The 10,530-nt window shown below is 62.2% G+C and carries 12 protein-coding genes; 10 read left to right on the forward strand and 2 right to left on the reverse strand.

Features of this window, described 5'->3' with window-relative positions:
- Positions 1-242: 242 nt before the first annotated feature.
- Together infA and DYI24_RS13575 are read left to right on the forward strand one after the other, a co-directional pair.
- Positions 243-521, forward strand: a complete 279-nt coding sequence (gene infA / locus DYI24_RS13570; protein ID WP_164572670.1) for a translation initiation factor IF-1 — start codon at positions 243-245, stop codon at positions 519-521.
- Positions 522-800: 279 nt separating this feature from the next.
- Complete coding sequence (locus DYI24_RS13575; protein ID WP_011440687.1) at positions 801-1,013, forward strand: cold-shock protein; 213 nt, start codon at positions 801-803, stop codon at positions 1,011-1,013.
- Between the two features lie 109 nt (positions 1,014-1,122).
- Here DYI24_RS13575 and DYI24_RS13580 read toward each other — a convergent pair whose 3' ends face one another.
- Entirely contained in the window at positions 1,123-1,749 is a 627-nt protein-coding gene (locus DYI24_RS13580; protein ID WP_164572671.1) for a TadE/TadG family type IV pilus assembly protein, read from the reverse strand.
- A gap of 12 nt (positions 1,750-1,761) precedes the next feature.
- A complete protein-coding gene (locus DYI24_RS13585; RefSeq protein ID WP_164572672.1) occupies positions 1,762-2,295 on the reverse strand; it encodes a TadE/TadG family type IV pilus assembly protein in 534 nt (177 codons plus the stop codon).
- 919 nt (positions 2,296-3,214) lie between these two features.
- Here DYI24_RS13585 and DYI24_RS13590 point away from each other — a divergent pair.
- The 8 genes from DYI24_RS13590 to DYI24_RS13625 all read left to right on the forward strand — a co-directional run.
- On the forward strand, positions 3,215-3,379 hold the full coding sequence (locus tag DYI24_RS13590) for a Flp family type IVb pilin (RefSeq protein ID WP_011159214.1): 165 nt from the start codon (positions 3,215-3,217) through the stop codon (positions 3,377-3,379).
- Between the two features lie 327 nt (positions 3,380-3,706).
- Positions 3,707-4,231 carry an A24 family peptidase gene (locus DYI24_RS13595; protein ID WP_164572673.1) on the forward strand — a complete coding sequence of 175 codons (525 nt, stop codon included), beginning with the start codon at positions 3,707-3,709 and terminating at the stop codon, positions 4,229-4,231.
- Between the two features lie 124 nt (positions 4,232-4,355).
- On the forward strand, positions 4,356-4,925 hold the full coding sequence (cpaB, locus tag DYI24_RS13600; protein ID WP_502706341.1) for a Flp pilus assembly protein CpaB: 570 nt from the start codon (positions 4,356-4,358) through the stop codon (positions 4,923-4,925).
- A 14-nt stretch (positions 4,926-4,939) separates the two neighbouring features.
- Entirely contained in the window at positions 4,940-6,382 is a 1,443-nt protein-coding gene (locus DYI24_RS13605) for a type II and III secretion system protein family protein (protein WP_164572675.1), read from the forward strand.
- A 19-nt stretch (positions 6,383-6,401) separates the two neighbouring features.
- Positions 6,402-7,130: a CpaD family pilus assembly protein gene (locus tag DYI24_RS13610; protein ID WP_107345433.1), complete on the forward strand. Its 729-nt coding sequence runs from the start codon at positions 6,402-6,404 to the stop codon at positions 7,128-7,130.
- A complete protein-coding gene (locus tag DYI24_RS13615) occupies positions 7,127-8,398 on the forward strand; it encodes a CpaE/TadZ family protein (RefSeq protein WP_107345434.1) in 1,272 nt (423 codons plus the stop codon). The genes DYI24_RS13610 and DYI24_RS13615 overlap by 4 nt, the downstream gene beginning before the upstream one ends.
- 21 nt (positions 8,399-8,419) lie before the next feature.
- Positions 8,420-9,874: a TadA family conjugal transfer-associated ATPase gene (locus DYI24_RS13620; RefSeq protein WP_164572676.1), complete on the forward strand. Its 1,455-nt coding sequence runs from the start codon at positions 8,420-8,422 to the stop codon at positions 9,872-9,874.
- Positions 9,875-9,886: 12 nt separating this feature from the next.
- Positions 9,887-10,530: type II secretion system F family protein (locus tag DYI24_RS13625; protein WP_164572677.1), on the forward strand; the 644-nt coding region annotated here is incomplete at its 3' end.

Here is a 10,530-nt window from a genome sequence, read left to right on the forward strand (position 1 = left end):
GCCATTCTCCGCGCAGCGGCGATGCACCGACGCGGGGAAAGAATCGTCGGCGCCACGGTCCCGCAGCCGGGCCCGCCCGCCAGTCGGACGCCAGCCGCCACGAGGCAGCGCCGCGACCGCAGCACGGCGGGAATGGTGAGGGTCTGCAGGGCGTCGCGTTTTTGCAGCGCAAAAACCGCCCCGCACCGACCGCTCATCAGCACCGCCCCCACCGCTAACGAACAGCCGATCTGGAGATACCGATGGCCAAAGAAGAGCTGATCCAGTTCGAAGGACTGGTGACCGAAATTCTCCCCGACCCGCGCTACCGCGTGCAGCTCGATACCGGACACGAAATCGTCGCCTATACCGCCGGCAAGATGAAGAAGAATCGCATCAAGACGCTGGCCGGCGACCGGGTCACGGTCGAGATGTCCCCGTACGATCTGGAAAAAGGCCGGCTGATCTTCCGTCACAAGGACGAGCGTCCGGGCGGCCCGCCGCGCAGCGGTCCGCCGCGCGGTCAGTTCCGCCGTCGCTAAGGCAAACTGCCTAACAACAAGGCGCTTTGCCGACCGCAAAGCGCCCGACAGCCCCCTACTTCCGGAACCTCCGCGGCTCAAAAAATCGCGCATGCCAGGATTGTTTTGGGGACAGGCTTCGCATAATATCTGTTAATCGATTTTCGGCCGGACGACATTAGCTATCCACCGGTACAGCCGGTTCAGAACGCTGACGACCCTTCCAAAAATTCGATCTCACCAGCCCACCGAGACAAAGTGGGCATCGACCGTGTCTATATTGAGAAGGGACTACCACCCGTGAGCATGGGAACCGTGAAGTGGTTCAACGCGACCAAGGGCTACGGCTTCATCCAGCCGGATGATGGCGGCAACGACGTGTTCGTGCACATCAGCGCTGTCGAGCGTGCCGGTCTCGGCACCCTGCGCGAGGGCCAGAAGATCAGCTACGAAATCGTCGCCGATCGCCGCTCTGGCAAGTCGTCGGCCGACAATCTGCGCGCTGCAAGCTGAGCAGATTTAGGTTCTGAACCGAATGGGGCCGCGTTAACAGCGCGGCCTCTTTCATTTTGGGGACGCCTCTTTAGCAGATGTCGGCGTGTGAGCGCTAAAGAGGAAAGACCTAGTTCGTCGGACACACCGTGGTGCCGTACAAAACGCAGAGCGATTGTCGTGGCCGCGTGTAAGACTGGTCGGTCAGGCTAATACCAGCCTGAGGAATGAAGTACGCAACCGTCGGCTGATACTGATAGCTGACTTCGCTCAAGATCAGATAGGTGTTGGCGACTTTGAGGCCATCCGGAATCGTGATGGCGTCACCCACCTGCCGGGTCGAATTCGTCACCGTCGCGGTAGCCGAGCTACCACTTTGCGTGACGGTCCCCGTCTTGCTCCACTGCACCGTAGCAACTTGGTTCTTGTTGACGAAGACCTCGGTGATGGTCGCTTTGACCGGCGTCGCCGAATACGGAGTCAACACGCCGTAGCTCGCGGCAAACACGTTCTTGAGGTCGTTGTCAGTGACGCTGGTCGACTGCGACACCAGATCCGACAACGTCCGCGCCACCAGCGTCACCTTGCGGTCGACGGCGATACCGGACGTGACTTCAACGGTTGCGAGAAACATCACCAGCATCACCGGAACGATGATTGCGAACTCGATCGCGGCCACGCCGCGGCGATCGCGTTGCAGCCGTCGCAGCAACACGAGCGATCGAACAAAAACAAGACGTTGGAAACTGAACCGCATCGCGCTGCTCGCTCAAGGCTCGTTGCGGAACGCGGCGGTTGCCGACAGCAATCTCTTACCACCGGCAAGATTTGAGGTGTCGAAGCCGAGACCGGTGACGAACAATGGCCATTGATAGAAGGCGCGAACCACGATGATATCGCCAGCCTTGCCGATATTGTACTGCATGTTGTCGACGAAATTTTTGTTGGTATCAATCGGTGTGGTGATGTTCACGGTGCTGAAATCGCTGCCATAATTCTGCACGTCGACGCGGACGCCGTTGCAATCGAACAGCGAGACGAGACGCTTGCAGATCTCGGTCTTGAACTGATCCTGCGTCATCGAAGAATTCTGAGCCTGCCGCGTAAAGATCAGCCGCGACGAATCCTGAACCGCGGTCTCCAGCACCTGGCTGGCGAAAAAGATCATCGCCACTTCGATGATCGCGAACAACAACGCGAAGAAAATCGGGGCAACGATCGCAAATTCGACGGCCGCAGAGCCCTTCCGGTTACGACGAAATTTGCAAACCATTGCTCGCGCCGGTGAAACGATGGACGGCATCGATCCGTAACCCTCTTCCCGTCAGTCGACCTCTGTTCGAGGCAACCTAATCGCAACACATTGTGGAAGTGTTTCTCTGTATTGAAACGAAATGCGACGCGCTGTTAACCGCGCGTCAACCACAACGTTCTGGCCCCAAAGGTGTCGGCCGACTGCCACACTAAGGTCCTTGCAAGTCTCGACACACGGCTCGCCTGCTCGTCGAGGCTCCCGGTCAGATTCGTTGCCAACCTCAAGTGGCGTTCAGATGCCCCAGCTTCGCACGCCGCGGTTAGATCGAGATCGGCGCGCACCTTGCGATTCCCAATCAACGGACGACCACCAAGCCTCCAAGCTGGCGAGACACATCCGCAATGAGCGGATCCAGAACCATGCAGAGACAGCCTGATCAGCTTCGCCTGATCCGCGCCGTCAGCAATTACCCACTCAGCACCGGCACTCGCGGGCGCAGAAAGCACGCCCAACAACCCCAAAGAACAAAGTGTGCTCGCCGAATGCTGTGTGAAATGGATCGACGGCGCTCTCAACCGTGGAAGGTTTACGAACCGACGGACGTGGTTCTTAGCGGCATTGGCACACGACAATGACAAGGCACCCGCCGATTTATGAATCAAGCTGAAATCAAAACAGAACAATTTGATACAGTTTGTCCAATTTTGAAGCAGCTTGCGTCGCGCTGGTACGGACCACGGTATCGGCGTGCCGAGAACACGGACTTCGCCACTCAATTACTTCAAATTAACAGCACATTTACCCTCCCCCGGAAGTGCCAACGAAACACCTGATGCCCCCATGTTTACGCAATCGAATTAACTGCGCTGCAATTTCCCCCCCCTAGGGTTAGCTCCATGGTCACGGTGCTGAGAACGCCGGCAAGACCAAACAGAGTTCGACAGCCACGTGTACATGGAGCTACCCGATGAAGAACATCGTTGCGCGTTTCATCAAGGACGAATCCGGCGCCACCGCGATTGAATACGGCCTGATCGCCGCCGGCATCTCGCTCGCCATCATTGCCGCGGTGCAGGGCCTCGCCGGCAAGCTGAACTCGACCTTCACCAGCGTCCAGAACGCGCTGAAGTAATCGGCGGTCGGCCGAACAATCAAGGCCCCGGCATTCCGGGGCCTTTTTTGTTCACGCTCCGTCTCACGATCAGAACTGCAATGCACCGTTCCGATCATATCCAACCGATTCCGGCGCCTGATGGCGCAGTTGCGGCCTCACGCGACACGGCCGCGCGGCAGATGGTCTGCGCAGCCCTCGCGCTCGCAGTCGCGGCGGTTCTTGTCCAGATCGCTGCAACGCTGTGGTGAGAACGGACCACATTTCCCGATCATTCACTTCTGCCGTCTAGTTTGGCTTTCGAACCCGTGCTGGTTCGATTGTCCGCAGAGTTCCGACGAGGCCAAGATGATCGCCGACCTGCTTCGCATTTCGCTGTTTCCTGCGTTGATGGCCTTCGCCGCAACCAGCGACTTGCTGACGATGACGATCTCCAACCGGATTTCGCTGTTGCTCGTCGCCGGCTTCCTGCTCTTGGCGCCGCTCACCGGACTCGGCGCATACGACATCCTGCTGCACTTCGGGGCCGGCGCTCTGGTGCTTGCGGTCGCCTTTGGCTGCTTTGCGATGGGCTGGATCGGCGGCGGCGACGCCAAGGTGGTGGCCGCCGCGGCGCTATGGTTCGGCTTCGACCACCTGTTGGACTACCTGCTGTACGCTTCGCTGTTCGGCGGCGCGCTGACGCTGTTGCTGCTCGGCTTCCGACAGTGGCCTCTGCCCTATCGCCTGGCCTGCCAGGGCTGGGTCCTGCGGCTGCACGACCAGCAAACCGGCATTCCTTACGGCATCGCGCTGGCGATGGGCGCGCTGGTGATCTACCCGCACACCGAATGGATCAAGGCGGTTGATATCGCCCGTCTCTCTCTGGGCTGATTGCCCGGGAACCTCCCGTTAACGCGATTTAGATACGCCTCATTAACCATGCTTTGACGAATAGCTGGTCAACTCGCCTCACTGCGGCGGGTGCGCCGCCCGAGTCATGTGGAAAGTGAAGCGTATGAATCCCGCGCGCATTGTCGTGCTGACCGTCGCTGTCGGTGCCGGCGGCGTCGCCGCTTATCTGGCCAGCAGCGCCGGTCCGCAGCCGGCTGCCGCTGCTGCGCCGGTTGCCCAGCTTCAGACGATCGAAGTCCTGGTCGCCAAGAACGACATTCCGCTCGGTCAAGTCGTGACGGCTGGCGATCTGCAATGGCAGACTTGGCACGCCGCAAGTGCCAGCTCCAACTTCATCCGCCGCGACACTCAACCCAGCGCCACCACCGAGTTTGGCGGCTCGATCGCCCGCGCGCCCTTCATTGCCGGTGAGCCGATCCGCAAACAGAAGTTGGTCAAAGCCGATGGTGCCGGCTCCGTGCCCGCGATCCTGCCTGCCGGCATGCGCGCCATTTCGACCGAGATCTCCCTAGAGACCGGCGCCGCTAACGCACAACAAGGCGAAACGCTGTCGCTGGCACCGAACCTTGCCGACGCGCGGCAGACTGCCTCGAACGACACCACCGAAGCCAAGCGTGGCTCCGTCAAGGTGGCGCGCTACGAAATTACCACTCAGACATCATTGCAGAGATGATCGGAGGACGGGAGATGACTCGCAATACCGGCCCCCGATCGCCCCACTTCTGGCGCACCACGGCGATCGCCCTATCCGCAGCCGTGGCGCTGACGCTGATCCCGAGCTGGACCGCGGTTCACGCCAGCGACTACCGTGCGACACCTGTCCCACCGGCATCGTCCGGCCTGAACGCCCAATCGGTCTCGCTCGGCATCGGCAAGTCGATGGTGATCGACCTGCAGCGCGACATCAAAGACGTGCTGGTTGCGGATCCGAAGATCGCCAATGCGGTGGTCCGTTCGGCGCAGCGCGCCTACATCATCGGCGCCGCCGTCGGCCAGACCAACATCGTGTTCTTCGATTCCGCCGGCCGGCAGATCGCCGCCTACGACATCGCAGTCACGCGCGACCTCAACGGTCTTCGCACTGCGCTCAAGCAGACCTTGCCCAACGCCGAAATCCAGGTCGAAGGCCTTGGCGACGGCGTGATGCTGAACGGCTGGGTGACCTCCCCGATCGACGCGCAGCAGGCTTACGACCTCGCCGTGCGGTTGGTGGGTGAAGACAAGAAGGTCGTCAACAACATCGCGGTCCGCGGCCGCGATCAGGTGATGCTGAAGATCACCGTTGCCGAAGTGCAGCGGGACATCGTCAAGCAGCTCGGCGTCGACCTCAGTGCCAACATGGCCTACGGCACCGCCGTGGTGAACTTCAACAACTCCAATCCATTCACCCAGTCGGGTGGTCCGCTGGTTTCGACCAATGCACTGACCACCAAATTCGGATCGCTGCCGTCGGTCACTGCAACGCTGCGCGCGATGGAAAGCGCCGGCGTCGTGCGTACCCTCGCCGAGCCGAATCTGACGGCGATCTCCGGCGAGCCGGCCACCTTCCTGGCCGGCGGTGAATTCCCGGTGCCGAGCGGCGTGACCTGCACCAACGGCGTCTGCACGCCGTCGGTGACGTTCAAGAAGTTCGGTATCCTGCTCAACTTCACGCCGGTGGTGATGACCGCAGGCCGGATCAGCCTGAAGGTGATGACCGAAGTCTCGGAGGTGTCGAGCGACAACTCTGTCATCATCAGCAACATGTCGGTGCCGTCGATCAAGACTCGCCGCGTCGAGAGCACGGTGGAAATTCCCTCGGGCGGCTCGCTTGCGATGGCCGGCTTGATCCAGGAGCAGACCAAGCAGGCGATCAATGGCATGCCCGGCGCCGCGCAACTGCCGATCCTCGGTACGCTGTTCCGCAGCCGCGACTACATCAACCGCCAGACCGAGCTGATGGTGCTGGTGACGCCCTACGTGGTGCGCGCCGTGGCGCAAAAGGATCTGTCGCGGCCCGACGACGGCTTCGCCGACGCCTCGGATCCGCAATCCGACCTGCTGGGCAGCATCAACAAGCTCTACGGCGTTCCCGGCCGGACCGAGCCCGCCCGCACCTATCGCGGCCGGTTCGGCTTCATCACCGACTAGGCGGAGCGAGGACAGCACAATGACATCTCCTACCTCCGCCAAAGTGGCACGCGGCCTCGGTCTCGGGGCCGCTTTGATCGGTTTCTCGCTGTCACTGGGGGCCTGCACCCACACCAGCCGGGAAGTCGAAGTCACCCAGAGCATCCCGACCGACTATCGGCAGCGCCATCCGATCGCGATCCGCGAGGCTGATCGTACGGTCGAAGTCTTCGTCGGCAACGGCCGGGGCGGTCTCACCCCCGTACAGCGCGCGGAAGTCGCCGAGCTCGGCCAGACCTGGCTGCGAGAAGGCACCGGCGCGATCATTGCCGAAGTGCCCTCCGACACGCCCAACGCCCGCGCCGCCTCCGACACCATCCGGGAGATTCAGTCGGTGCTCGCGGCCAACGGCGTGCCGCCGCGCGGCGTGACGGTGAAGCACTATCGTCCGGCCGACCCGCGCACGTTCGCGACCATCCGCCTGATCTATCCGAGGGTGACAGCCGTGGCAGGCCCCTGCGGGTTGTGGCCGGAGGATCTCGGTCCGAGCATCAAGAACAAGGGCTACTACGACAATCGTCCTTACTGGAATCTCGGCTGCGCCAACCAGCGCAATCTTGCTGCGATGGTCGAAAATCCCGCCGATCTGGTCCAGCCGCGCCCTGAAACGCCGCCTTACACCGCACGTCGCGCTGTGACCTACGACACCTATCGCACGACCAAACCGGACACGAGCGACAAGAGCAAGTTGAGCGGCGTCGGACAATGATCAGTTACTCGCGGCAAAATCAGGACGAACCGGCCACGGCGGCCCCGGACGCGGGGCCGGAGGATCACATCGCGCCGGCTCCCCGCGTCTCGGTTCAAGCATTCTGCGAGACCGTCGAGACTGCCGCCGCCGTGCAGGCTGCAGGCGAAGATCGTCGTCTCGCCAAGGCGCATCTGAAGATCCAGATGGGCGGCGTGGTCGCGGCGATCGAAGCCTATCGCTCCGCTCCGACGCCAAACGTCATCGTGCTCGAAACCGACGCGCGCAGCGACGTGCTGGCCGGTCTCGACCAGCTCGCGACGGTGTGCGATCCGGGCACGCGGGTGATCGTGATCGGCAAAGTCAACGACGTCACGCTGTATCGCGAACTCGTCCGGCGCGGCGTCAGCGACTACGCGATCGCGCCGGTGCAGCCGATCGACGTCGTGCGCTCAATTTGCAATCTGTTCTCGGCCCCTGAAGCCAAAGCCGTCGGCCGCATCATCGCAGTGGTCGGAGCAAAAGGGGGCGTTGGCGCATCCACCGTTGCCCACAACGTCGCCTGGGCGATCGCCCGTGACCTGGCGCTGGACTCGGTCGTCGCCGATCTCGATCTCGCGTTCGGCACCGCCGGACTCGACTACAACCAGGACCCGCCGCAGGGTATTGCGGAGGCGGTATTTGCACCCGACCGCGTCGATACCGCCTTCGTCGATCGCCTGCTGTCGAAATGCACCGACCATCTCAGCCTGCTGGCTGCGCCGGCGACGCTGGACCGCGTCTACGATTTCGGTGCCGATGCATTCGACTCGGTCTTCGACACGCTCCGCACCACGATGCCGTGCATTGTGCTCGACGTGCCGCATCAATGGACCGGATGGGCCAAGCGTTCCCTCATCACCGCCGATGACATCCTGATCGTCGCGACGCCCGATCTCGCCAATCTGCGCAATACCAAGAACCTGATCGACCTCTTGAAGGCAGGACGGCCGAACGATCGTCCCCCGCTCTACTGTCTCAATCAGGTCGGCGTGCCGAAGCGCCCCGAGATCTCTACGAGCGAGTTCGCCAAGGCGATTGAGAGCCCACCGATCGTCTCGATCCCGTTCGAGCCGCAGATCTTCGGCGCGGCCGCCAACAACGGCCAGATGATCGCGGAAATCGCGGCGAACCATAAGACAACGGAAATGTTCCTGCAGATCGCCCAGCGGCTGACGGGGCGCGGAGAGGCCAAGAAGCCGAAGGGGTCGTTCCTCGGGCCGATTCTGGAGAAGTTGCGGGCCAAGTAAGCCTGGTGTTGGAGTATCGAGGTGTTTGGTAAGCGCGGACCGGAAAACGAAGTCAGGGCCCTGAAACCGGCGAGCTTCTCGCCGGAGCCGACGATGCGCGCCGTCGAACCCAAGCCGGTCGTGTCATCACCACCGCTCGCACCAGCGCGCCCCCCTTCAGCGCCGCCAGTGGCAGTCGAGACGCGACGCTCCGAGAACTACTACCAAGTCAAGGCGACGATCTTCGGCGCGCTGATCGAAGCGATCGATCTGGCGCAGCTTGCCAAGCTCGACGGCGAATCCGCCCGAGAAGAAATCCGCGACATCGTCAACGAGATCATCGCGATCAAGAACATCGTGATGTCGATCGCCGAGCAGGAGGAACTGCTCGACGACATCTGCAACGACGTGCTCGGCTATGGTCCGCTCGAGCCGCTGCTGTCGCGCGACGACATTTCCGACATCATGGTCAACGGTGCCGGCACGGTTTACATCGAAGTCGCAGGCCGGATTCAACGCACCGGCATTCGGTTTCGTGACAACCAGCAGCTCCTCAACATCTGCCAGCGCATCGTCAGCCAAGTCGGCCGCCGCGTCGACGAATCCTCGCCGATTTGCGACGCACGCCTCGCCGACGGCTCCCGCGTCAACGCGATTGTGCCGCCGCTGGCGATCGACGGACCAGCCCTCACCATCCGCAAATTCAAAAAGGACAAGCTGACGCTCGACCAGCTGGTCAAATTCGGCGCGATCACGCCGGAGGGCGCTCAGATTCTGCAGATCATCGGCAGGGTCCGCTGCAACGTGCTGATCTCGGGCGGTACCGGATCGGGTAAAACGACCCTCCTGAACTGCCTGACCAACTATATCGACGACGACGAGCGCATCATCACCTGCGAAGACGCGGCCGAATTGCAGCTGCAGCAGCCGCACGTGGTGCGCCTCGAAACCCGTCCCCCGAACATCGAAGGCGAAGGCCAGATCACGATGCGAGATCTGGTCCGCAACTGTCTGCGTATGCGTCCTGAGCGGATCATCGTCGGCGAAGTCCGCGGACCAGAGGCGTTCGACCTGTTGCAGGCGATGAACACTGGCCACGACGGCTCGATGGGCACGCTGCACGCCAACAATCCGCGCGAAGCTTTGTCACGTTGTGAATCGATGATCACGATGGGCGGCTTCGCGCTGCCCTCGCGCACGATCCGCGAGATGATCTGCGCCTCGATCGACGTAATCATCCAGGCGGCTCGCCTGCGTGACGGCTCCCGCCGCATCACTCACGTCCCCGAGGTGGTGGGGATGGAAGGCGACACCATCATCACCCAGGATATCTTCGTCTACGACCTGTTGGGCGAGGACGCCAACGGTCACATCGTCGGCCGCCACCGCGCCACCGGCATCGGTCGTCCGCGGTTCTGGGAGCGCGCCCGCTATTACGGCGAAGAGCAACGACTCGCCGCGGCGCTGGATGCCGCGGAGGTCGTGGTCAACTCATAAGAGGCCGGAGCGATAGAAATGCAAACGCTCGCACTCGGCTTCTTCGCTGCCATCGCCGTCGGCGGTGTGGCATGGGTTTTCGTCTATCCGCTGCTGTCCGGAGAGAAGACTGTCGAACAGCGGCTGACCTCCGTCGCGCGCTCCACGCCCACCGTGCGTCAAGCCGATCGCACGCAGCGGTCACGGCGCGAGCAGATCGAAGGCTCTCTCAAAGAGATCGAGACCCGCAACGAAAAGCAGAAGAACGTCCCGCTGACCGCCAAGCTGTCGCAGGCTGGCCTCGATTGGACTCCCGGCAAATTCGGCGTGGTTTCGGCTTCGCTCGGCATCTTCGTGTTCGGTATCGCGATCATCTTGGGCGCCGGACTGCCGGCCGCGGCCGGTCTTGGTTTCGCCGCCGGCTTCGGACTGCCGCGCTGGACGCTCGGCTATCTCAAGCGCCGCCGCGAGAAGAAGTTTCTGGCTGCCCTCCCCGACGCGGTTGACGTTATCGTTCGCGGTATCAAGGCCGGCCTGCCTTTGTTCGACTCGATCAAGATGGTGGCCGCCGATTCACCTGAGCCGCTACGGGGCGAGTTCAATGCCATCATCGAAACCCAGGCGATCGGCATGCCGATCGGCGAGGCCTGCGCCCGGCTGTATGAGCGGATGCCGAT

It is taken from the genome of Rhodopseudomonas sp. BR0C11, assembly GCF_010820945.1.
GTDB classification, from domain to species: domain Bacteria; phylum Pseudomonadota; class Alphaproteobacteria; order Rhizobiales; family Xanthobacteraceae; genus Rhodopseudomonas; species Rhodopseudomonas palustris_H.